The 22,801-nt window shown below is 52.2% G+C and carries 24 protein-coding genes; 13 read left to right on the top strand and 11 right to left on the bottom strand.

Going from position 1 to position 22,801, the window contains the following annotated elements:
- Positions 1–16 precede the first annotated feature (16 nt).
- The 5 genes from cyoB (at position 17) to FC814_RS04310 (ending at position 5,358) form a co-directional block, all read left to right on the top strand.
- On the top strand, positions 17–2,008 hold the full coding sequence (cyoB, locus tag FC814_RS04330; RefSeq protein ID WP_000467154.1) for a cytochrome o ubiquinol oxidase subunit I: 1,992 nt from the start codon (positions 17–19) through the stop codon (positions 2,006–2,008).
- Positions 1,998–2,612, top strand: a complete 615-nt coding sequence (locus FC814_RS04325) for a cytochrome o ubiquinol oxidase subunit III (RefSeq protein ID WP_000179822.1) — start codon at positions 1,998–2,000, stop codon at positions 2,610–2,612. The genes cyoB and FC814_RS04325 overlap by 11 nt, the downstream gene beginning before the upstream one ends.
- Entirely contained in the window at positions 2,612–2,941 is a 330-nt protein-coding gene (locus FC814_RS04320; protein WP_000019801.1) for a cytochrome o ubiquinol oxidase subunit IV, read from the top strand. The genes FC814_RS04325 and FC814_RS04320 overlap by 1 nt, the downstream gene beginning before the upstream one ends.
- An 11-nt stretch (positions 2,942–2,952) precedes the next feature.
- Complete coding sequence (gene cyoE / locus FC814_RS04315; RefSeq protein WP_000971347.1) at positions 2,953–3,843, top strand: heme o synthase; 891 nt, start codon at positions 2,953–2,955, stop codon at positions 3,841–3,843.
- A 150-nt stretch (positions 3,844–3,993) separates the two neighbouring features.
- Entirely contained in the window at positions 3,994–5,358 is a 1,365-nt protein-coding gene (locus FC814_RS04310) for an MFS transporter (RefSeq protein WP_137325565.1), read from the top strand.
- Positions 5,359–5,496: 138 nt separating this feature from the next.
- Here the strand turns inward: FC814_RS04310 and yajQ are convergent, their stop codons facing one another.
- Positions 5,497–5,988 (bottom strand): nucleotide binding protein YajQ, encoded by a 492-nt coding sequence (yajQ, locus tag FC814_RS04305; RefSeq protein WP_001138897.1) that lies wholly within the window; start codon positions 5,986–5,988, stop codon positions 5,497–5,499.
- 167 nt (positions 5,989–6,155) lie between these two features.
- Here yajQ and panE point away from each other — a divergent pair, with 167 nt between their 5' ends.
- Together panE and yajL are read left to right on the top strand one after the other, a co-directional pair.
- Positions 6,156–7,067: a 2-dehydropantoate 2-reductase gene (gene panE, locus FC814_RS04300; RefSeq protein WP_000705825.1), complete on the top strand. Its 912-nt coding sequence runs from the start codon at positions 6,156–6,158 to the stop codon at positions 7,065–7,067.
- Positions 7,030–7,620 carry a protein deglycase YajL gene (yajL, locus tag FC814_RS04295; protein WP_001276330.1) on the top strand — a complete coding sequence of 197 codons (591 nt, stop codon included), beginning with the start codon at positions 7,030–7,032 and terminating at the stop codon, positions 7,618–7,620. The genes panE and yajL overlap by 38 nt, the downstream gene beginning before the upstream one ends.
- Positions 7,621–7,673: 53 nt before the next feature.
- Here yajL and FC814_RS04290 read toward each other — a convergent pair whose 3' ends face one another.
- Entirely contained in the window at positions 7,674–9,122 is a 1,449-nt protein-coding gene (locus FC814_RS04290; protein WP_000668662.1) for a tRNA 4-thiouridine(8) synthase ThiI, read from the bottom strand.
- A gap of 205 nt (positions 9,123–9,327) precedes the next feature.
- On the opposite strand from FC814_RS04290, the gene xseB reads away from it, so the two are divergent.
- From xseB to yajO, 4 genes are read left to right on the top strand one after another with little or no spacing between them, the layout of a single operon-like run.
- Positions 9,328–9,570 (top strand): exodeoxyribonuclease VII small subunit, encoded by a 243-nt coding sequence (gene xseB / locus FC814_RS04285; RefSeq protein ID WP_137325564.1) that lies wholly within the window; start codon positions 9,328–9,330, stop codon positions 9,568–9,570.
- The gene (gene ispA / locus FC814_RS04280) at positions 9,570–10,469 is read left to right on the top strand and encodes a (2E,6E)-farnesyl diphosphate synthase (protein ID WP_000347245.1); all 900 of its coding nucleotides are present in this window, start codon (positions 9,570–9,572) and stop codon (positions 10,467–10,469) included. Before xseB ends, ispA begins: the two co-directional genes overlap by 1 nt.
- A gap of 24 nt (positions 10,470–10,493) precedes the next feature.
- Positions 10,494–12,356, top strand: coding sequence for a 1-deoxy-D-xylulose-5-phosphate synthase (gene dxs, locus FC814_RS04275; protein ID WP_000006803.1), 1,863 nt, complete (start codon positions 10,494–10,496; stop codon positions 12,354–12,356).
- A 54-nt stretch (positions 12,357–12,410) separates the two neighbouring features.
- Complete coding sequence (yajO, locus tag FC814_RS04270) at positions 12,411–13,385, top strand: 1-deoxyxylulose-5-phosphate synthase YajO (RefSeq protein ID WP_001199776.1); 975 nt, start codon at positions 12,411–12,413, stop codon at positions 13,383–13,385.
- Between the two features lie 85 nt (positions 13,386–13,470).
- Here the strand turns inward: yajO and pgpA are convergent, their stop codons facing one another.
- The 6 genes from pgpA to nrdR form a co-directional block, all read right to left on the bottom strand.
- A complete protein-coding gene (gene pgpA, locus FC814_RS04265) occupies positions 13,471–13,989 on the bottom strand; it encodes a phosphatidylglycerophosphatase A (RefSeq protein WP_000154045.1) in 519 nt (172 codons plus the stop codon).
- Positions 13,967–14,944, bottom strand: a complete 978-nt coding sequence (gene thiL, locus FC814_RS04260) for a thiamine-phosphate kinase (RefSeq protein ID WP_105281357.1) — start codon at positions 14,942–14,944, stop codon at positions 13,967–13,969. Before thiL ends, pgpA begins: the two co-directional genes overlap by 23 nt.
- A 77-nt stretch (positions 14,945–15,021) precedes the next feature.
- Positions 15,022–15,441 (bottom strand): transcription antitermination factor NusB, encoded by a 420-nt coding sequence (gene nusB / locus FC814_RS04255; protein WP_000801125.1) that lies wholly within the window; start codon positions 15,439–15,441, stop codon positions 15,022–15,024.
- Positions 15,442–15,460: 19 nt separating this feature from the next.
- On the bottom strand, positions 15,461–15,931 hold the full coding sequence (ribE, locus tag FC814_RS04250; RefSeq protein ID WP_001021161.1) for a 6,7-dimethyl-8-ribityllumazine synthase: 471 nt from the start codon (positions 15,929–15,931) through the stop codon (positions 15,461–15,463).
- Between the two features lie 88 nt (positions 15,932–16,019).
- Positions 16,020–17,123, bottom strand: coding sequence for a bifunctional diaminohydroxyphosphoribosylaminopyrimidine deaminase/5-amino-6-(5-phosphoribosylamino)uracil reductase RibD (gene ribD, locus FC814_RS04245; RefSeq protein WP_137325563.1), 1,104 nt, complete (start codon positions 17,121–17,123; stop codon positions 16,020–16,022).
- A 3-nt stretch (positions 17,124–17,126) separates the two neighbouring features.
- Complete coding sequence (gene nrdR / locus FC814_RS04240; RefSeq protein ID WP_000543535.1) at positions 17,127–17,576, bottom strand: transcriptional regulator NrdR; 450 nt, start codon at positions 17,574–17,576, stop codon at positions 17,127–17,129.
- 150 nt (positions 17,577–17,726) lie between these two features.
- Between nrdR and FC814_RS04235 the strand changes: the two genes are divergently transcribed.
- Both FC814_RS04235 and tsx read left to right on the top strand, forming a co-directional pair.
- Positions 17,727–18,266 (top strand): DUF3251 domain-containing protein, encoded by a 540-nt coding sequence (locus FC814_RS04235; protein WP_001093513.1) that lies wholly within the window; start codon positions 17,727–17,729, stop codon positions 18,264–18,266.
- Positions 18,267–18,563: 297 nt separating this feature from the next.
- Entirely contained in the window at positions 18,564–19,448 is an 885-nt protein-coding gene (tsx, locus tag FC814_RS04230) for a nucleoside-specific channel-forming protein Tsx (protein WP_010344683.1), read from the top strand.
- Between the two features lie 37 nt (positions 19,449–19,485).
- Here tsx and yajD read toward each other — a convergent pair whose 3' ends face one another.
- The 3 genes from yajD to secD form a co-directional block, all read right to left on the bottom strand.
- Positions 19,486–19,833 (bottom strand): HNH nuclease YajD, encoded by a 348-nt coding sequence (gene yajD / locus FC814_RS04225; RefSeq protein ID WP_000974807.1) that lies wholly within the window; start codon positions 19,831–19,833, stop codon positions 19,486–19,488.
- A gap of 125 nt (positions 19,834–19,958) precedes the next feature.
- Positions 19,959–20,930, bottom strand: coding sequence for a protein translocase subunit SecF (gene secF / locus FC814_RS04220; RefSeq protein WP_000046637.1), 972 nt, complete (start codon positions 20,928–20,930; stop codon positions 19,959–19,961).
- A gap of 10 nt (positions 20,931–20,940) precedes the next feature.
- Positions 20,941–22,788: a protein translocase subunit SecD gene (gene secD, locus FC814_RS04215; RefSeq protein ID WP_000934830.1), complete on the bottom strand. Its 1,848-nt coding sequence runs from the start codon at positions 22,786–22,788 to the stop codon at positions 20,941–20,943.
- Positions 22,789–22,801: the final 13 nt, after the last annotated feature.

The following is a 22,801-nucleotide window of genomic DNA, read 5'->3' as shown; positions in this document are numbered from 1 at the left end:
TTGAGGAAGAATAAAGATGTTCGGAAAATTATCACTTGATGCAGTCCCGTTCCATGAACCTATCGTCATGGTTACGATCGCTGCCATTATTTTGGGAGGTCTGGCGCTCGTTGGCCTGATCACTTACTTCGGTAAGTGGACCTACCTGTGGAAAGAGTGGCTGACCTCCGTCGACCATAAACGCCTTGGTATCATGTATATCATCGTGGCAATTGTGATGCTGCTGCGTGGTTTTGCTGACGCCATTATGATGCGTAGCCAGCAGGCTCTTGCCTCAGCGGGCGAAGCGGGCTTCCTGCCGCCTCACCACTACGATCAGATCTTCACCGCGCACGGCGTGATTATGATCTTCTTCGTGGCGATGCCTTTCGTTATCGGTCTGATGAACCTGGTGGTTCCGCTGCAGATCGGCGCGCGTGACGTTGCGTTCCCGTTCCTCAACAACTTAAGCTTCTGGTTTACCGTTGTTGGTGTGATTCTGGTTAACGTTTCTCTCGGCGTGGGCGAGTTTGCGCAGACCGGCTGGCTGGCCTATCCACCGCTATCGGGAATAGAGTACAGTCCGGGGGTCGGTGTCGATTACTGGATATGGAGTCTCCAGCTATCCGGTATTGGTACGACGCTAACTGGTATCAACTTCTTCGTTACCATTCTGAAGATGCGCGCACCGGGCATGACCATGTTCAAGATGCCAGTATTTACCTGGGCATCATTGTGCGCAAACATTCTGATTATTGCTTCCTTCCCAATTCTGACGGTTACCGTCGCGTTGTTGACCCTGGATCGCTATCTGGGCACCCATTTCTTTACCAACGATATGGGTGGCAACATGATGATGTACATCAACCTGATTTGGGCATGGGGACATCCGGAAGTTTACATCCTGATCCTGCCTGTTTTCGGTGTGTTCTCCGAAATTGCGGCAACCTTCTCGCGTAAACGTCTGTTTGGTTATACCTCGCTGGTATGGGCAACCGTCTGTATCACCGTGCTGTCGTTCATCGTCTGGCTGCACCACTTCTTTACGATGGGTGCGGGCGCGAACGTAAACGCCTTCTTTGGTATCACCACAATGATTATCGCCATCCCGACCGGGGTGAAGATCTTCAACTGGCTGTTCACCATGTATCAGGGTCGCATCGTGTTCCATTCCGCGATGCTGTGGACCATCGGTTTTATCGTCACCTTCTCGGTGGGCGGTATGACTGGCGTGCTGCTGGCAGTACCGGGCGCGGACTTCGTTCTGCATAACAGCCTGTTCCTGATTGCGCACTTCCATAACGTGATCATCGGCGGCGTGGTCTTCGGCTGCTTCGCAGGGATGACCTACTGGTGGCCTAAAGCGTTCGGTTTCAAACTGAACGAAACCTGGGGTAAACGCGCGTTCTGGTTCTGGATCATCGGCTTCTTCGTTGCCTTTATGCCGCTGTATGCGCTGGGCTTTATGGGTATGACCCGTCGTTTGAGCCAGCAGATTGACCCGCAGTTCCACACTATGCTGATGATTGCAGCCAGCGGTGCGGTACTGATTGCGCTGGGTATTCTCTGCCTCGTGATTCAGATGTACGTTTCTATTCGCGACCGCGACCAGAACCGTGATCTGACTGGCGACCCGTGGGGTGGCCGTACGCTGGAGTGGGCAACCTCTTCCCCGCCTCCGTTCTATAACTTTGCCGTTGTGCCGCACGTTCACGAGCGTGATGCATTCTGGGAAATGAAAGAGAAAGGCGAAGCGTACAAAAAGCCTGACCACTATGAAGAAATTCATATGCCGAAAAACAGCGGCGCCGGTATTGTCATTGCGGCTTTCTCCACCATCTTCGGTTTCGCCATGATCTGGCATATCTGGTGGCTGGCGATTGTTGGCTTCGCAGGCATGATCATCACCTGGATCGTGAAAAGCTTCGACGAGGACGTGGATTACTACGTGCCGGTGGCAGAAATCGAAAAACTGGAAAACCAGCATTTCGATGAGATTACTAAGGCAGGGCTGAAAAATGGCAACTGATACTTTGACGCACGCGACTGCCCACGCGCACGAACACGGGCACCACGATGCAGGCGGAACCAAAATCTTCGGATTCTGGATCTACCTGATGAGCGACTGCATTCTGTTCTCCATCTTGTTTGCTACCTATGCCGTTCTGGTGAACGGCACCGCAGGCGGCCCGACAGGTAAGGACATTTTCGAACTGCCGTTCGTTCTGGTTGAAACCTTCTTGCTGTTGTTCAGCTCCATCACCTACGGCATGGCGGCTATCGCCATGTACAAAAACAACAAAAGCCAGGTTATCTCCTGGCTGGCGTTGACCTGGTTGTTTGGTGCCGGATTTATCGGGATGGAACTCTATGAATTCCATCATCTGATTGTTAACGACATGGGTCCGGATCGCAGCGGCTTCCTGTCAGCGTTCTTTGCGCTGGTCGGGACACACGGTCTGCACGTCACTTCCGGTCTTATCTGGATGGCGGTGCTGATGGTGCAAATCGCCCGTCGTGGCCTGACCAGCACTAACCGTACCCGCATCATGTGTCTGAGCCTGTTCTGGCACTTCCTGGATGTGGTGTGGATCTGTGTGTTCACTGTTGTTTATCTGATGGGGGCGATGTAATGAGTCATTCTAACGTGAGCGGCGGCGCATCCCATGGCAGCGTAAAAACCTATATGACAGGCTTTATCCTGTCGATCATTCTGACGGTGATTCCGTTCTGGATGGTGATGTCAGGTTCTGCCTCTCCGGCCGTAATTCTGGGAACAATCCTGGCAATGGCAGTGGTACAGGTTCTGGTGCATCTGGTGTGCTTCCTGCACATGAATACTAAATCAGATGAAGGCTGGAACATGACGGCGTTTGTCTTCACCGTGCTAATCATCGCGATTCTGGTTGTAGGCTCCATCTGGATCATGTGGAACCTCAACTACAACATGATGATGCACTAAGAGCGGCGGTTATGATGTTTAAGCAATACCTGCAAGTAACGAAACCAGGCATCATCTTTGGCAACCTGATCTCGGTGATTGGGGGATTCCTGCTGGCCTCAAAGGGCAGCATTGATTATCCCCTGTTTATCTACACGTTGGTTGGAGTGTCACTGGTTGTGGCGTCGGGTTGTGTGTTTAACAACTACATCGACAGGGATATCGACAGAAAGATGGAAAGGACGAAGAATCGGGTGCTGGTTAAAGGCCTGATCTCTCCTGCTGTCTCGCTGGTGTACGCCACCGTGCTGGGTATTGCTGGCTTTATGCTGCTGTGGTTTGGCGCGAATCCGCTGGCCTGCTGGCTGGGGGTGATGGGCTTTGTGGTGTATGTTGGCGTTTATAGCCTGTACATGAAACGCCACTCTGTCTACGGCACGTTGATTGGTTCGCTCTCCGGCGCTGCGCCGCCGGTGATCGGCTACTGTGCGGTGACAGGCGACTTCGATAGCGGCGCTGCAATCCTGCTGGCTATCTTCAGCCTGTGGCAAATGCCTCACTCTTATGCCATCGCCATTTTCCGCTTCAAGGATTATCAGGCGGCGAACATTCCGGTACTGCCGGTAGTGAAAGGCATTTCAGTGGCGAAGAATCACATCACGCTGTATATCATCGCCTTTGCTGTTGCCACGCTGATGCTCTCTCTTGGCGGTTACGCTGGATACAAATATCTGGTGGTCGCTGCGGCAGTCAGTGTCTGGTGGTTAGGTATGGCCCTGCGTGGTTATAAAGTTGCTGATGACCGAATCTGGGCGCGCAAGCTGTTCGGCTTCTCTATCATCGCCATCACTGCCCTCTCGGTAATGATGTCAGTTGATTTTATGGTGCCAGACTCGCATACGCTGCTGGCTGGCGTTTGGTAACTGCGACTTCCCTGTTAAAAAAGGTGCTACGGCACCTTTTTTCTTAGCATTAGAAACATATCCCTCACGAAATATTTACTAAAAAATCCGCATGTTTACCCCATTCGTTTGCCGCTTTACACTAGTCGCGAATTTAAAACAGAGGTGGTAATGAACGATTATAAAATGACGCCAGGCGAGCGGCGCGCGACCTGGGGTTTAGGAACCGTATTTTCATTGCGTATGCTGGGCATGTTTATGGTTCTGCCGGTTCTGACCACGTACGGCATGGCTCTGCAAGGCGCCAGTGAAGCGTTGATCGGTATTGCGATTGGCATTTATGGTCTGACTCAGGCCGTTTTTCAGATTCCATTTGGCCTGCTTTCCGACCGCATAGGCCGCAAACCGCTTATCGTTGGCGGGTTAGCTGTGTTCGTCGCGGGTAGCGTGATTGCCGCGCTTTCCGACTCCATCTGGGGGATCATTCTGGGTCGTGCGTTACAAGGTTCTGGCGCCATAGCCGCAGCCGTTATGGCGCTACTTTCTGATCTGACTCGCGAACAAAACCGTACCAAAGCGATGGCATTTATCGGCGTCAGTTTTGGCATTACCTTCGCCATTGCGATGGTGCTTGGCCCGATCATCACTCACAAACTTGGGCTACATGCGCTATTCTGGATGATCGCTATTCTGGCAACGACCGGCATTGCGTTGACCATTTGGGTTGTGCCTAACAGCCGCACGCACGTACTTAATCGTGAGTCCGGGATGGTGAAAGGCAGTTTCAGTAAAGTGCTGGCGGAACCACGCCTGCTGAAACTCAACTTCGGCATTATGTGTCTGCACATGTTGCTGATGTCGACGTTTGTTGCCCTGCCAGGGCAACTGGCTGGCGCGGGTTTTCCGGCAGCTGAACACTGGAAGGTCTATCTGGCGACGATGTTAATCGCCTTTGGCTCGGTTGTGCCTTTCATTATCTACGCCGAAGTTAAGCGCAAAATGAAACAGGTCTTTGTCTTCTGCGTCGGGCTGATCGTGGTTGCGGAAATCGTGTTGTGGAACGCACAAACGCAGTTCTGGCAGTTAGTGGTCGGCGTGCAGCTTTTCTTTGTGGCGTTTAACCTGATGGAAGCCCTCCTGCCTTCACTTATCAGTAAAGAGTCGCCAGCAGGTTACAAAGGCACGGCGATGGGTGTTTACTCCACCAGCCAGTTTCTTGGCGTGGCGATTGGCGGTTCTCTGGGCGGCTGGATTGACGGCATGTTTGACGGTCAGGGGGTTTTTCTGGCAGGTGCAATACTGGCGGCGGTGTGGCTGGCGGTCGCCAGTACGATGAAAGAACCGCCGTATGTCAGCAGCTTGCGCATTGAAATCCCGGCTGAAGTTGCCGCAAATGATTTGTTAAAAGTTCGTTTACTGGAAACGGCTGGCGTCAAAGAAGTGTTGATTGCAGAAGAAGAACATTCGGCTTACGTGAAAATCGACAGCAAAGTGACAAATCGCTTTGAGGTTGAACAGGCAATTCGCCAGGCATAAAAACGAGGCTAAATTGCCTGATGCGCTACGCTTATCAGGCCTACAAAGTTGCTGTAATCTTTTGAAATCACAAACTTTTGCAGGCCAGTTAAGGCGATCATGCCGCATCCGGCATGAACAGAGCGCACGTTATCGAGATTAATCGCGGAAGTTTTTGAACTGGAACGGCTGGCCGAGATCGCCACCGCGTACCATCGCCATAACAGCCTGCAAATCATCACGGGATTTACCGGTCACACGGATCTCATCGCCCTGAATTTGCGCCTGCACTTTCAGTTTGCTGTCTTTGATCATCTTGACGATTTTCTTCTGGGTCGCACTCTCAATGCCCTGCTTCAGCTTCGCTTCCACAAACCAGGTTTTACCGCTATGAACGATATTTTCCGGTACATCCAGCGAACTGCCTTCAATGCCGCGTTTCAGCAGTTTGGCACGCAGAATATCCAGCAACTGATTGACCTGGAAATCGGACTCACTCAGCACTTTGATAGTTTTGTTAGCGTCGTTCAGCTCAAACGACGCTTCAACGTTACGGAAGTCAAAACGAGACTCTACTTCGCGACTCGCGTTATCGACCGCGTTACGCGCTTCCTGAAGATCAACTTCAGAGACAATATCGAAAGATGGCATCTTTTTCTCTCCCTTCATTTTTGATGCGAAGCATAATACCTGCAAAGTTAAATAACAGACAGTCCTGCGCCAGGACGTATCCCTTAATTGTGCATAGTCACAACACCATGCACAATTAAGGGATAGCCTTATTGAACACCCGGTGTGGTTGCGGGTGAGGAGGAACAATGAAAATTACCGTATTAGGATGCGGTGCCTTAGGGCAATTATGGCTTACAGCATTTTGCAAACAAGGTCACGAGGTTCAGGGCTGGCTGCGCGTACCGCAACCTTATTGTAGCGTGAATCTGGTGGAGACAGACGGTTCGATATTTAACGAATCGCTGACCGCCAATGATCCTGATTTTCTGGCCACCAGCGATCTACTCCTGGTGACGCTGAAAGCCTGGCAAGTATCTGATGCCGTCAAAAGCCTGGCGTCGACGCTACCTGTAACCACGCCAATTCTGCTGATCCACAACGGCATGGGCACCATTGAAGAGTTACAGAACATCGGGCAACCGTTACTGATGGGCACGACCACCCATGCAGCGCGCCGCGACGGCAACGTCATCATTCACGTGGCAAACGGTATCACACATATCGGCCCGGCACGGCAACAGGACGGTGATTACAGTTATCTGGCGGATATTTTGCAAACCGTGTTGCCTGACGTTGCCTGGCATAACAATATTCGCGCCGAGCTGTGGCGCAAGCTGGCGGTAAACTGTGTGATTAATCCGCTCACTGCCATCTGGAATTGCCCGAACGGTGAATTACGTCATCACCCGCAAGAGATTATGCAGATATGCGAAGAAGTCGCGGCGGTGATCGAACGCGAAGGGCATCATACTTCAGCGGAAGATTTACGTGATTACGTGATGCAGGTGATTGATGCCACAGCAGAAAACATTTCGTCGATGTTGCAGGACATCCGCGCAATGCGCCATACAGAAATCGACTATATCAATGGTTTTCTCTTACGCCGCGCCCGCGCGCATGGGATTGCTGTACCGGAAAACACCCGCCTGTTTGAAATGGTAAAAAGAAAGGAGAGTGAATATGAGCGCATCGGCACTGGTCTGCCTCGCCCCTGGTAGTGAAGAAACCGAAGCGGTCACCACTATCGATCTGCTGGTTCGCGGTGGTATTAATGTCACCACTGCAAGCGTCGCCAGCGATGGCAACCTGGCAATTACCTGCTCGCGCGGCGTGAAGCTGCTGGCGGATGCGCCGCTGGTCGAAGTGGCGGATGGCGAATATGACGTGATCGTGCTGCCTGGCGGCATTAAAGGCGCGGAGTGTTTTCGCGATAGCACCCTGCTGGTCGAAACTGTTAAACAGTTCCACCGTTCCGGGCGTATCGTTGCCGCTATTTGCGCCACACCAGCTATCGTGCTGGTGCCGCACGATATCTTCCCGATTGGCAATATGACCGGTTTCCCAACGCTGAAAGACAAAATTCCCGCTGAACAATGGCAGGACAAGCGCGTCGTCTGGGATGCACGGGTAAAACTGTTGACCAGTCAGGGACCGGGCACGGCTATTGATTTTGGTCTGAAAATTATTGACCTGCTGGTTGGGCGCGAGAAAGCCCATGAGGTGGCATCACAACTGGTGATGGCGGCAGGGATTTATAATTATTACGAGTAGTGTCGGATGCGGCAAACGTCGCATCTGACCAGATGCGACGTAAAAACCACAAATTACGGGCGATACACCTTCACATTGTTAAAGCCCTGCTCGCGCAGATAGAGCGCCTGCAGACGGCTCATCACCCCGCGCTCACACCACAACAGCCAGGTTTTGTTCTGGTCGAGATCGCCAAATTTGGTGCTCAGTTTATAGAACGGCAGAGAAACCACGTCGATCCCTTCGACTTTCAACGGCTTATCTTCCTGTTCATCGATAGAGCGAATATCGAGGATCACGTCGTTCGGGCCGAAGCCATTGACGGTTTCCACTTCCACCACTTCCTGCTCGGTCTGCTGAGCGATTTCGCGGATATCAACGTTATTCGCTTCCTCAACTACTTTGTCGAGAATGCTGAAGTCGAACTTCTCTTCTTCCGCTTCAATCTTCGATTTAACCGCTTTCACCGTCGGGCTTTTGGAGATCACACCGCAATATTCCGGCATCGTGCGGGCAAAGTCTTCGGTGCCAATCTGGCGAGCCAGGTTGATGATGTGCTCTTTGTCGTAAGAGATCAGCGGACGCAGGATCAGCGTATCGGAGACGTTATCAATCAGGCGCAGGTTGGTCAGCGTCTGGCTGGAGACCTGACCCAGCGCCTCGCCGGTGACCAGCGCCTGTACGCCATAACGTTCAGCCACTTTCGACGCGGCACGCACCATCATACGTTTGAGGATAACGCCCATCTGACCGTCGTCGATTTTCTCAAGAATCTCCCCGACGACCGGCTCGAAGTTAATCGCAACAAAACGCACGCGGTGAGAGCTGCCAAAACGGTTCCACAGATAATGCGCCACCTGACGAACGCCGATTTCGTGCGCCGCGCCGCCGAGATTAAAGAAGCAGTAATGCACGCGGCAGCCGCGACGCATCAACATATAGCTGGAAACACCGGAGTCGAAACCGCCGGAGATCAGCGACAGCACATCTTCCTGGGTGCCGATCGGGAAACCGCCAATACCTTCGTAGCGGCCTTTGATCAGCAGGAGACGATCGTCCTCAACTTCCAGATGGACAGTCACATCCGGATTGGTCAGCTTCACGCGCGCGGACTCAATATGCTGATTTAAACCGCCGCCGACGTAACGTTCCACATCAATCGAGCTAAAATCATGTTTGCCACGGCGCTTCACGCGTACACAGAAGGTTTTACCTTCCAGCTGATCGCGATACTGAACCAACGCTTTCTCAAAAATATCGTGCATGTCAGTAAACGGCACGTCTTCGACTTCGAGAATATGGTGGATACCCGGAATACGGGTCAGGGCATCGCGAATGGCCAGACGCTGATTTTCATCTTTTGCGCGAACTTCGATGTTATCCCAGTGGCGGACGACAGCGAGCGTCTCATCATAGTGCTTTAAAACGTTACGAATATTCCCGGTAAGGATTTTTATAAAGCGCAAGCGCACAGATTGGCTCTTGATGGTGATTTCCGGGAACAATTTAATGATAAACTTCATGGCGGCAATGGTTCGTTGGCAAGTCTTAAGCGACTTGTATAGGGAAAAATACAGCAGCCCACACCTGCGGCTGCATCCAGGCGCGGAAGTATACCACTAACATCGCTTTGCTGCGCACATCACCTTACCATTGCGCGTTATTTGCTATTTGCCCTGAGTCCGTTACCATGGCGGGGCGTAAAATATTGAGAGTCAGACATTCATTATGCCGAAGAAAAATGAGGCGCCCGCCAGCTTTGAAAAGGCGCTAAGCGAGCTGGAACAGATTGTGACCCGTCTGGAAAGTGGCGACCTGCCGCTGGAAGAGGCACTGAACGAGTTCGAACGTGGCGTGCAGCTGGCACGTCAAGGGCAGGCCAAATTACAACACGCCGAACAGCGCGTACAAATCCTGCTGTCTGACAACGAAGACGCCTCTCCTACACCTTTTACACCGGACAATGAGTAATGGACTTTCCGCAGCAACTCGAAGCCTGTGTTAAGCAGGCCAACCAGGCGCTGAGCCGTTTTATCGCCCCACTGCCCTTTCAGAACACTCCCGTGGTAGAAACCATGCAGTATGGCGCATTATTAGGTGGTAAGCGCCTGCGACCGTTCCTGGTTTATGCTACTGGTCAAATGCTCGGCGTTAGCATGAGCACGTTAGACGCACCCGCTGCCGCCGTAGAGTGTATCCACGCTTACTCATTAATTCATGATGATTTACCGGCAATGGATGATGACGATCTGCGTCGCGGGTTGCCGACCTGCCATGTGAAGTTTGGCGAAGCGAACGCAATTCTTGCTGGCGATGCTTTACAAACGCTGGCGTTTTCGATTTTAAGCGATGCCGATATGCCGGAAGTATCAGATCGCGACAGAATTGCGATGATTTCTGAACTGGCAAATGCCAGCGGTATTGCCGGAATGTGCGGCGGTCAGGCATTAGATTTAGACGCAGAAGGCAAACACATACCTCTGGAGGCGCTTGAGCGTATTCATCGTCATAAAACCGGCGCATTGATTCGCGCCGCCGTTCGCCTTGGTGCATTAAGCGCCGGAGATAAAGGACGAAATGCACTGCCTATACTCGACAAGTATGCAGAGAGCATCGGCCTTGCCTTCCAGGTTCAGGATGACATCCTGGATGTGGTGGGAGATACTGCAACGTTGGGTAAACGCCAGGGTGCCGACCAGCAACTTGGTAAAAGTACCTACCCTGCACTTCTGGGTCTTGAGCAAGCCCGGAAGAAAGCCCGGGATCTGATCGACGATGCCCGTCAGTCGCTGAAACAACTGGCTGAACAGTCACTCGATACCTCGGCACTGGAAGCGCTAGCGGACTACATCATCCAGCGTAATAAATAAACAATAAGTATTAATAGGCCCCTGATGAGTTTTGATATTGCCAAATACCCGACCCTGGCACTGGTCGACTCCACCCAAGAGTTACGACTGTTGCCAAAAGAGAGTTTACCGAAACTCTGCGACGAACTGCGCCGCTATTTACTCGACAGCGTGAGCCGTTCCAGCGGGCACTTCGCCTCCGGGCTGGGCACGGTCGAACTGACCGTGGCGCTGCACTATGTCTACAACACTCCTTTTGACCAATTGATTTGGGATGTGGGGCATCAGGCTTATCCGCATAAAATTTTGACCGGACGCCGCGACAAAATCGGCACCATCCGTCAGAAAGGCGGCCTGCATCCGTTCCCGTGGCGCGGCGAAAGCGAATATGACGTATTAAGCGTCGGGCATTCATCAACCTCCATCAGTGCCGGAATTGGTATTGCGGTTGCTGCCGAGAAAGAAGGCAAAAATCGCCGCACCGTCTGTGTCATTGGCGATGGCGCGATTACCGCTGGCATGGCGTTTGAAGCAATGAACCATGCGGGTGATATCCGTCCTGATATGCTGGTTGTCCTTAACGACAATGAAATGTCGATTTCCGAAAATGTCGGCGCGCTCAACAACCATCTGGCGCAGCTACTTTCTGGTAAGCTTTACTCTTCACTGCGCGAAGGCGGGAAAAAAGTTTTCTCTGGCGTGCCACCCATTAAAGAGCTGCTCAAACGTACCGAAGAACATATTAAAGGCATGGTAGTGCCTGGCACGTTGTTTGAAGAGCTGGGCTTTAACTACATCGGCCCGGTTGACGGTCACGATGTGCTGGGGCTAATCACTACGCTTAAGAACATGCGCGACCTGAAAGGCCCACAGTTCCTGCATATCATGACTAAAAAAGGTCGTGGTTATGAACCGGCAGAAAAAGACCCTATCACCTTCCACGCCGTGCCTAAATTTGATCCCTCCAGCGGTTGTTTGCCGAAAAGTAGCGGCGGTTTGCCGAGCTATTCAAAAATCTTTGGCGACTGGTTGTGCGAAACCGCAGCGAAAGACAACAAGCTGATGGCGATTACTCCGGCGATGCGTGAAGGTTCTGGCATGGTCGAATTCTCACGTAAATTCCCGGATCGCTATTTTGATGTGGCAATCGCTGAGCAACACGCAGTGACCTTTGCTGCGGGTCTGGCGATTGGGGGGTACAAACCAATCGTGGCGATCTACTCCACCTTCCTGCAACGCGCCTATGATCAGGTACTGCATGACGTGGCGATTCAAAAGCTACCGGTTCTGTTCGCCATCGACCGCGCGGGCATTGTTGGTGCTGACGGTCAAACCCATCAGGGCGCGTTTGATCTCTCTTACCTGCGCTGCATTCCGGAAATGGTCATTATGACCCCGAGCGATGAAAACGAATGTCGCCAAATGCTCCATACCGGCTATCACTATAACGAGGGGCCGTCAGCGGTGCGCTACCCGCGCGGCAATGCCGTCGGCGTGGAGCTGACGCCGCTGGAAAAACTGCCGATTGGCAAAGGCATCGTGAAGCGTCGTGGTGAAAAGCTAGCGATCCTCAACTTTGGTACGCTAATGCCAGAAGCGGCGAAAGTCGCCGAATCGCTGAACGCTACGCTGGTCGATATGCGTTTTGTGAAGCCGCTTGATGAAGCGTTAATTCTGGAAATGGCCGCCAGCCATGAGGCGCTGGTCACCGTTGAAGAAAACGCCATTATGGGCGGCGCGGGCAGTGGCGTGAACGAAGTGCTGATGGCTCATCGTAAACCGGTGCCGGTACTGAACATTGGCCTGCCGGACTTCTTTATTCCGCAAGGAACTCAGGAAGAAATGCGCGCCGAGCTCGGCCTCGATGCCGCCGGAATGGAAGCCAAAATCAAGGCCTGGCTGGCATAATCCCTACTCCACTGCTGCTATGCTTAAGAAATTATTCATGGCAGGAGTGGCAGCATGCAATACAACCCCTTAGGAAAAACCGACCTTCGCATTTCCCGACTTTGCCTTGGCTGTATGACATTTGGCGAGCCAGATCGCGGTAATCACGCATGGACACTGCCGGAAGAGAGCAGCCGTCCAATCATCAAACGTGCGCTGGAAGGCGGCATAAATTTCTTTGATACCGCCAACAGCTATTCTGACGGCAGCAGCGAAGAGATCGTCGGTCGCGCATTGCGGGATTTCGCCCGCCGTGAAGACGTGGTCGTTGCCACCAAAGTATTCCATCGTGTCGGTGATTTGCCAGAAGGATTATCCCGCGCACAAATTCTGCGCTCTATTGACGACAGCCTGCGCCGTCTCGGCATGGATTATGTTGATATCCTGCAAATTCATCGCTGGGATTACAACACGCCGATCGAAGAGACTCTTGAAGCCCTGAACGATGTGGTAAAAGCCGGGAAAGCGCGTTATATCGGTGCGTCATCCATGCACGCCTCGCAGTTTGCTCAGGCTCTGGAGCTGCAAAAACAGCACGGCTGGGCGCAGTTTGTCAGTATGCAGGATCACTACAATCTGATTTATCGCGAAGAAGAACGCGAGATGCTGCCGCTATGTTATCAGGAGGGCGTCGCGGTGATCCCGTGGAGCCCGCTGGCGCGGGGACGTCTGACTCGTCCGTGGGGAGAAACCACCGCACGATTAGTTTCCGATGAAGTAGGAAAAAATCTCTACAACGAAAGCGACGAAAATGACGCGCAGATTGCAGAACGATTAACGGGCGTGAGTGAAGAATTGGGGGCTACGCGAGCACAAGTGGCGCTGGCGTGGCTATTGAGCAAACCGGGCATTGCCGCGCCGATTATCGGAACTTCGCGCGAAGAACAGCTTGATGAGCTGTTGAACGCAGTGGATATCACCTTGAAGCCGGAACAAATTGCCGAACTGGAAACGCCGTATAAACCGCATCCGGTGGTGGGATTTAAATAGAAATCCTGGCCTGATAAGACGCAACAAGCGTCGTATCAGGCATCGGTGCGCAACCGCTGGATGCGGCGTGAACGCCTTATTCGGCCTACGACAGAATACCCATCGGCCAGTGATGGCCGATAAAATAGAGTATTCCAGCAGAAATCACCCCAGCGACAATATCATCGATCATGATCCCCATGCCGCCATGCACATTGCGATCAAACCAGCGGATCGGCCACGGTTTCCACATATCCAGAATACGGAAAATCACAAACCCGGCGGCAACCCACTGCCAGTCATTGGTCGGCAGCGCCATCAGGGTGATCCACATGCCAATAAATTCGTCCCAGACGATACTGCCGTGATCGTGCACGCCCATATCTTTCGCCGTCTGATGGCAAAGATAGACACCGATACAGATCCCCAGCATCACCACCAGCGAATAGAGCTGCCAGGGCAAAAAGGTCATCAGATACCAGAACGGAATCGCCGCCAGCGAGCCCATCGTCCCAGGAACGATCGGGCTTAATCCACTTCCGAATCCGACAGCAAGCAAATGCCACGGATTACTCATCTTCAGGCGACTTTTCGCGACATCTTTATGGCGTGGCAAAATGGTCATATCCTTTCCAGTCTAACGTGACAGGTTCGCCGTCACGAATAAAACAAAGCCCTTCGATATCGGCGGTCATTTGCCCGATACAGGTAAACGGTACGCCCAGGTGTCCGAGAGCCACATCCAGCGCGCCACGGTTCAGTTCCGGCACAGTGAAACACAACTCGTAATCTTCACCGCCAGAGAGCGCCCAGCGCAACGCCTGTTCAGGTTCAACATGGTGAGAAAGCGCATCAGAAAACGGCAGCAATGCCAGGTCAATACGTGCGCCGCAGTCGCTGGCTTTCACGATATGGCCGAGGTCGGAGATCAGACCGTCAGAGAGATCGATGGCTGAACTCGCCAGATCGCGCAATGCCTGCCCCTGTAAAATACGCGGCGACGGACGGAGATGACGTTTGATTAAATACTCCGCATCTTTAGCATCGGCAACTTGCAAACGATTTTGCAAAATCGCCAGCCCGGCGGCGCTATCGCCCGGCGTACCGGTCACGTAAATCCAGTCGCCCGGCTTAGCACCAGAGCGCGTTAAGGCTCGACCCATCGGAACAAAGCCGTGGATACCCAACGTCATCGCCAGCGGTCCACGCGTGGTATCGCCGCCAATGAGTTGCATATCGTAATAATTAAGCAGATCGAAAAGACTGTCGCTGAAAGATTCAAGCCACGCTTCGTCTACGTTCGGTAAAGTCAATGCCAGCGTCAACCAGGCCGGATCAGCGCCCATCGCCGCCAGATCGCTTAAGTTTACTGCCAGTGCTTTATACGCCAGATCCGCAGGATCGATATCAGGGAGGAAGTGGTTGCCCGCCACCAGCGTATCAGTACTGATCGCCAGGGTCTGTTTCTCGGGGATATTGAGAAGTGCACAATCGTCACCGATGCCAAGTTCGACATCAAGACGAGAGCTTCTTACACGGTCAAAATAACGGGCAATCAGGGAGAACTCGCCACATGCCATACGTTATGCCTCAGCAGGTAAAAAAGAAAAGGCCGGAGAGTACGGACATGCTTTCCGTTACTCTGCCGGCCTGGATATCACTTTTTGTTAGGGCGAATCACAGGTGCTGCTTTATCGAGTACGCCGTTGACGAACTTATGGCTGTCTTCTGCGCCGAACGATTTCGCCAGTTCGATCGCTTCGTTAATGGCCACTTTATACGGCACATCGCTACGTTTAGACAGCTCGTACAGCGCAATGCGTAGTACTGCTTTTTCTACCTGGCCCAGCTCTTCCAGCAGGCGCGAAAGATATGGCTTCATCAGTCCGTCGAGGTATGCGGTGTTAGTCGCCACCCCGGCCAGTAGCTCACGGAAGTACAGGACGTCAACGTCTTTTACATCCTGTTCAGCCAGGAACTGGTATTCAACATCAGCGATGTCGTTCTGGGACAACTGCCAGGAGTAGAGCGCCTGGACGGCACACTCACGAGCGCGGCGACGAGCAGCAGGTTTCACGGATTTCCCCTTACTAATTTCAGGCCTTGATGGCTTTCAATACATTAATCATTTCAAGCGCGGTCAGTGCAGCTTCTGCACCTTTGTTACCAGCTTTGGTGCCAGCACGTTCGATCGCTTGTTCAATGCTTTCAGTGGTCAGAACCCCAAAAGCAACCGGAATTTCGCTGTCCTGGGCAACATGCGCCAGGCCGTTGCTTGCACCACCAGCGACGTATTCAAAGTGGGCAGTGCCACCACGAATAACCGTACCCAGCGCGATCACCGCATCGTATTTACCGGTTTTAGCCAGTGCACCAGCCGCCAGCGGCAGCTCATAGGCACCTGGCACCCAAACAACGGTAATGTTTTCATCTTTTACCTGACCAATACGTTTCAGTGCGTCAATCGCACCTTCCAGCAGGCTGTCATTGATAAAGTTGTTGAAACGCGCAATGGTGATGGCGACGCGAGCGTCCGGGGTAGCAACGTTAGCTTCAATAATGTTCATTTTTTTCCTTCGGGTTCGAGTATGGCCCCGCAGGGGGGCGGATTTTAGCATAATATTTCGTGCGCTGCTTCCCTTTCGAGCCGGGAGATCATGCACCCACTAAATGCAGGCAAACATCCGGGCCTACATGACGTATCTCTTTGAATTTAAATTGGGGGGCGTCAGCTAATTTCTCAAGCCCTGGCAGCGTACATAATCCACGGGCGTCGCTACCTAAAAGTTTAGGTGCGATATAGACAATCAGCTCATCGACTAAACCAGCCTGTAGCAGTGCGCCAGCGAGCGTTGGCCCCGCCTCTACCCACACACTATTAATTTGTTGCTTGCCCAGTTGCATCATCAGCACAACCAAATCCAGATGACCTTTATGTTCCGGGATCAGCAAAGTGCGCACTGTTTCCGGCCACTCGCGGGTGTCATCCTGCGTTCGGGCAAACCAGGTCTCGCCTGGCTGCTGCACGATGCGGTGTTCCGGCGTCACGCGATTCTGACTGTCAATGACGATGCGTACCGGCTGGCGGAGATTTTGTTGCGGATAGAGCGCCTGAGTTTGTTCATCCAGTTCAGACCAACGCACCGTTAAGGCCGGATCGTCCGCCAGCACCGTGGCGCTACTGGTTAAAATGGCATGACTTTGCGCACGCAGACGTTGTACATCGCGCCGCGCCTGAGGCGAAGTGATCCACTGGCTCTCACCGCTCGCCATCGCCGTGCGACCATCAAGCGATGCGCCAAGTTTTAACTGGATATAAGGAAAGCCAGTGCGCATCCGCTTGAGAAAGCCTTTATTCAATTGCTCGGCTTCACTCATCATCAGCCCGTGGCTGACGTCAATGCCAGCCTGTTGCAGACGGTAAAGTCCACGTCCAGCGACCTGCGGGTTCGGATCCTGCATCGCAGCGACCACGCGCGCTACGCCAGCGGCGATGAGTGCGTCACAGCACGGCGGCGTTCGACCATGATGACTGCAAGGTTCGAGTGTGACATAGGCGGTCGCACCTTTGACTTTTTCACCCGCCATACGCAACGCGTGTACTTCGGCATGTGGTTCACCCGCACGGTGATGGTAACCTTCGCCGACAATTTCACCATCTTTCACAATGACACACCCAACATTTGGGTTTGGGTGAGTAGTGAAACGTCCTCGTTGCGCCAGCTTTAGCGCCCGCGCCATGTAATACTCGTCCTGCACGGTTTAATCCTCCAGGCGCGCGATCTCTTCGCCAAATTCTTTGATATCTTCGAAACTGCGATAGACAGAGGCAAAACGGATATAGGCGACTTTATCGAGTTTTTTCAATTGTTCCATCACCAGATTGCCAATCATCTTGCTCGGCACTTCACGCTCACCGGTGGCACGTAGCTGTGACTTTATATGGTTGATCGCCATTTCGACGTCGTCGGAACTTACCGGACGTTTTTCCAGCGCCCGCAACATTCCGCTGCGCAATTTCTCTTCATTAAACGGTTCGCGCACGTCGTTGCTTTTTACAACGCGCGGCATAACCAGTTCCGCCACCTCAAAAGTGGTGAAACGTTCATTACACACCAGACACTGCCGACGGCGGCGTACAGATGAACCCTCGCCCACGAGACGAGAGTCAATAACCTTAGTGTCCACGGCGAAACAGAATGGGCAATGCATACGGCGTCCTGACCAGGTGGTTAACAGAAACCTATTTTACCCTGAACTGACGATACAACAAAGGCGCAACGCTTTTGAGATAAAGGAGCGATGTTTTCGCTGCTTTTACGCTCTACTATTAAGCTAATTGCGACAAGAAAGGGACGACCTATGAACACTAAAGTTATTCGACTATTCCTGCTGGGAAGCCTGTTCAGCTTAAGCGCCTGCGTACAGCAAAGCGAAGTACGCCAGATGAAACAAAGCGTCAGCACGCTGAATAAAGAGATGACGCAGCTCAATAAAGAGACCGTCAAAATCACTCAGCAAAACAGGCTGAATGAAAAATCCAGCAGTGGGGTTTACCTTCTGCCGGGCTCGAAAACAGCCGCACGTCTGGAAAGCCAGATCGGCACCTTACGAATGTCGCTTATGGATATTGCGCCAAATGCAGAGGGCACTACGCTGACCTTACGGATTCAGGGCGAATCCAATGACCCTTTACCCGCATTCAGCGGAACCGTTGAATATGGACAAATTCAGGGAACAATAGATAACTTTCAGGAAATCAATGTGCAGAATCAATTGATTAATGCACCAGCAAGTCTCCTCGCGCCCAGCGATGTTGACATCCCACTACAGTTAAATGGCATCACGCCTGAACAATTAGGCTTTGTACGCATTCACGACATTCAGCCTGTTATGCAATAAACGTTTGGCGGGGTGTTTTGTGCGTCCCGCAACATCTTCCCCTATTATTTTGTTACTCCGCTTACATCACCCGGATTGATAGTAAAAGTTTGCAACAAGGGTGAAAGTCAGTACAATCCCCGCCCGAATATGTGTAAACGTGAACGCAATCGATTACGTAAATGATAGAACTGTGAAACGAAACATATTTTTGTGAGCAATGATTTTTATAATAGGCTCCTCTGTATACGTAATATTTAGAAACGCAATTTGCGCCTTTTTCACTCCCGCAAGGGATTTTCAAACAGTGGCATACATATGAAAAAAACATTACTGGCAGCCGGCGCGGTACTGGCGCTCTCTTCGTCTTTTACTGTCAACGCAGCTGAAAACGACAAACCGCAGTATCTCTCCGACTGGTGGCACCAGAGCGTTAACGTCGTAGGAAGTTATCACACCCGTTTCGGACCGCAGATCCGCAACGATACCTACCTGGAGTACGAAGCATTCGCTAAAAAAGACTGGTTCGACTTTTATGGTTATGCGGATGCGCCGGTATTCTTCGGCGGTAACTCCGATGCAAAAGGTATCTGGAACCACGGTTCTCCGCTGTTTATGGAAATCGAACCGCGTTTCTCCATCGACAAGCTGACCAATACTGACCTTAGCTTCGGTCCGTTCAAAGAGTGGTACTTCGCGAACAACTACATTTACGACATGGGTCGTAATAAAGATGGTCGCCAGAGCACCTGGTACATGGGTCTGGGTACGGACATCGACACTGGCCTGCCGATGAGCCTGTCCTTGAACGTGTATGCGAAATACCAGTGGCAGAACTACGGTGCAGCGAACGAAAACGAGTGGGACGGTTACCGTTTCAAAGTTAAATACTTTGTGCCGATTACCGATCTGTGGGGCGGTCAGTTAAGCTACATCGGTTTCACCAACTTTGACTGGGGTTCCGATCTGGGTGATGACAGCGGTAACGCAATCAACGGTATTAAGACGCGTACCAATAACTCTATCGCTTCCAGCCATATTCTGGCTCTGAACTATGATCACTGGCACTACTCTGTCGTTGCTCGTTACTGGCACGACGGTGGTCAGTGGAACGACGATGCAGAGCTGAACTTCGGTAACGGCAACTTCAACGTTCGCTCTACCGGTTGGGGTGGTTACCTGGTGGTAGGTTACAACTTCTAATAGTTGAAATGCCGGATGCAACATCCGGCATTTTTTATCACTTCTTCTTATTCATCATCGCTTTTAAATCAGCGAAAGGGTTGTATTTCGCTTCACCGACATCTTTCTGCGCATCTTCCCCTGCGATAACCGTCGTACCATACTGATCCGCTTCGGTATATTTCGAATGCTCATGATCGTGGCAATACAGACACAACAATTCCCAGTTACTACCATCTTCCGGGTTATTGGTATGGTCATGATCAATGTGGTGAACGGTAAGCTCACGCAGGTTGGAGTAAACAAACTCACGGGAGCAACGTCCGCACACCCACGGATAGAGTTTCAGCGCCTTTTCGCGATAACCGTTTTCTAACCGCGCATAGTTTTTTGGGATGATAGCCATGAAAAGTTACCTGGATAAAATGTAGGGTTACGCGCAGTTTCCCAAGATGGGGAGATTTTCGCAATCATCTCATATAAAAAATCCCGATCCTCTGACCGGGATTTTCAACATCAACTGAAACTTGATTAAGGCAGAATTGACGGCTGATCCGCCCCTTCTTTTTCCACTTTCTGCTGCAGCATGTGCTCACGCTTCATGCCCAGTTTCAGAGCCAGCGCCGATGCAACATAGATGGAAGATGCCGTACCGATGGAAACACCGATAAGCATAGTCAGCGAGAAGCCTTCCAGCACCGGACCACCGAAGAGATACAGCATCAGGATAACCATCAAGGTAGTACCGGATGTGATCAAGGTACGGTGCAGCGTCTGGGTCAAGGACACGTTAAAGATTTCGTAAGGTGTACCGCGACGGATCTTGCGGAAGTTTTCACGAATACGGTCCGATACCACGATACTGTCGTTAAGCGAGTAACCGATGACCGACATCAGCGATGCCACAATGGTCAGGTCAATCTCGATATGGAATAACGACAAAATACCCAGCGTAATGATCACGTCGTGCGCCAGCGCGATAACGACCCCTGCCGCCAGTCGCCACTCAAAGCGGAAACCTACGTACACGAGGATAGACAGCAACGCCGCCATCAGCGCCATTGCGCCAGTTTGTGCAAGGTCTGCACCCACGCTCGGACCGACGAACTCAATACGCTTCACCGCCGCGTTCTGATTGGTGGATTCGTTAATCACCTTCAGAACCTGGCTGCCCAGCACCTGACCGCCGGTTTCACCTTCGGCAGGCGGCATACGAACCATGATGTCGTGGCTGCTACCAAAGTTTTGCAGCATCGGCTCTTCAAAACCCGCTTTTTGCAATGCATCACGCATTACATCAATTTCAGCCGGTTTTTCGAGCGTAATTTCGATAACCGTACCACCGGTGAAATCCAGCCCCCAGTTAAAGCCGCGCACGCCCATAATGACGATAGCGGCGATTAACAGCAGACCAGAGATGCCAAAAGCCCAGTAGTCCCAGCGCATAAAGTCATAGACTTTACGGCCGTGGTTTAGTTGTTCAACAGTATATTCCTGTGCCACATCGCACTCCTCAGATTGACAGCTTCTTGACGCGCTTGCCGCCATATAGCAGGTTTACGATGGCACGCGTACCAACAATCGCGGTAAACATCGACGTTGCCACACCGATACCGGTAGTAATCGCGAACCCTTTAATTGCCCCGGTTCCCACTGCGTACAGGATGATGACTTTAATCAGCGTGGTGATGTTCGCATCAAAGATGGAACTGAATGCACCGCGATAACCTTCATCAATTGCCTGCTGAACAGTACGCCCGTTGCTCAACTCTTCTTTAATACGTTCGTTGATCAGTACGTTCGCATCGACCGCCACCGCAAGGGTTAAGACGATACCCGCGATACCAGGCATACTCAGCGTTGCGCCTGGCAACAGTGACATAATACCGACGATCAAGATCAGGTTGGCAACCAGAGCACTGGTCGCAATCAGACCAAACTTCTTATAGAAGAGGATCATGAACAGAATAGAAACCAGCAGGCCAGCCAGACACGCTTCCAGCCCCTGTTCAATGTTCTGCATACCCAGAGTCGGGCCAATGGTACGTTCTTCAACAATCTGAATTGGCGCGATCAATGCACCAGCACGCAGCAGCAGTGACAGCTGGCGGGCTTCGTTCGGGTTGTTGATGCCGGTGATACGGAAGCTATTGCCCAGACGAGACTGGATATTAGCGATGTTAATCACCTCTTCCTGTTTCACCAGTACCGCACGACCGTTTGCATCTTTCTTACCGCTGTCTTTGTACTCCACAAACAGGGTCGCCATCGGTTTACCGATGTTGTCCTTCGTGAAGTTAGACATGATGTTGCCACCTGCGCTGTCGAGCGAGATGTTAACCTGCGGTTGGTTGTATTCGTCCTGGCTGGAAGTGGAGTCGGTGATATGGTCACCGGTCAGGATCACGCGTTTGTACAGCACAACCGGCTGACCTTCGCGGGTCTGTTTCACTTCAGAGTCACCCGGTACGCGGCCAGACGCGGCAGCGGCCTGGTCAACGTTGGTGTTTACCAGACGGAATTCCAGCGTTGCCGTCGCGCCCAGAATCTCTTTCGCGCGAGCGGTATCCTGGATACCTGGCAGTTCAACAACGATACGGTCAGCGCCCTGGCGCTGTACCACCGGCTCAGCAACACCAAGCTGGTTTACACGGTTACGCAGAATGTTGATGTTCTGCTGCACCGCATATTCACGCGCTTCGCTCAGACGTGCATCGCTCATTACCGCACGCAGCTGGTTGCTGCCCTGACTGCTAATCACCAGATCAGGATGACGCTTGCTCAGATACGCAATGGCTTCATCACGCGCATTAGAGTCACGGAAGGTGATGCTCAGGCCGTAGTTGTTTTCTTTACGAACGGTGGTATATGGGATGCCTTTTTCACGCAGGTCGCTGCGCAGGCTATCGATATTTTGTTCCTGGAGCTTGCCAAGCGCGGTGTCCATATCCACTTCCATCAGGAAGTGAACGCCGCCACGCAGGTCAAGACCGAGCTTCATCGGCTCAGCGTGAATAGCTGCCAGCCAGCGCGGCGTTGCCGGGGCAAGGTTAAGCGCCACGACGTATTTGTCACCCATAACGCCCATTAATGCTTCACGAGCGCGCAGTTGGGTGTCAGTGGAGTCGAAGCGCGCAAGAATAGCGCCCTCTTCCAGTGCCACAGACTTAGCAGTTATTTTTTCTTCTTGTAACGTTTTCTGGACCTGGATCAGCGTTTGCTCACTGGCGGCGACTCCGCGCGCACCAGTGATCTGAACAGCCGGATCCTCACCAAACAGGTTGGGAAGCGCATACAGCAGACCGATGACAATCACCACGATCAGCATGACGTACTTCCACAAAGGATAACGGTTTAACACGGCAATTCCCTTA

The organism is Escherichia sp. MR (assembly GCF_005280595.1).
GTDB lineage: Bacteria > Pseudomonadota > Gammaproteobacteria > Enterobacterales > Enterobacteriaceae > Escherichia > Escherichia ruysiae.
This window is presented reverse-complemented; position numbering and strand designations above follow the sequence as displayed.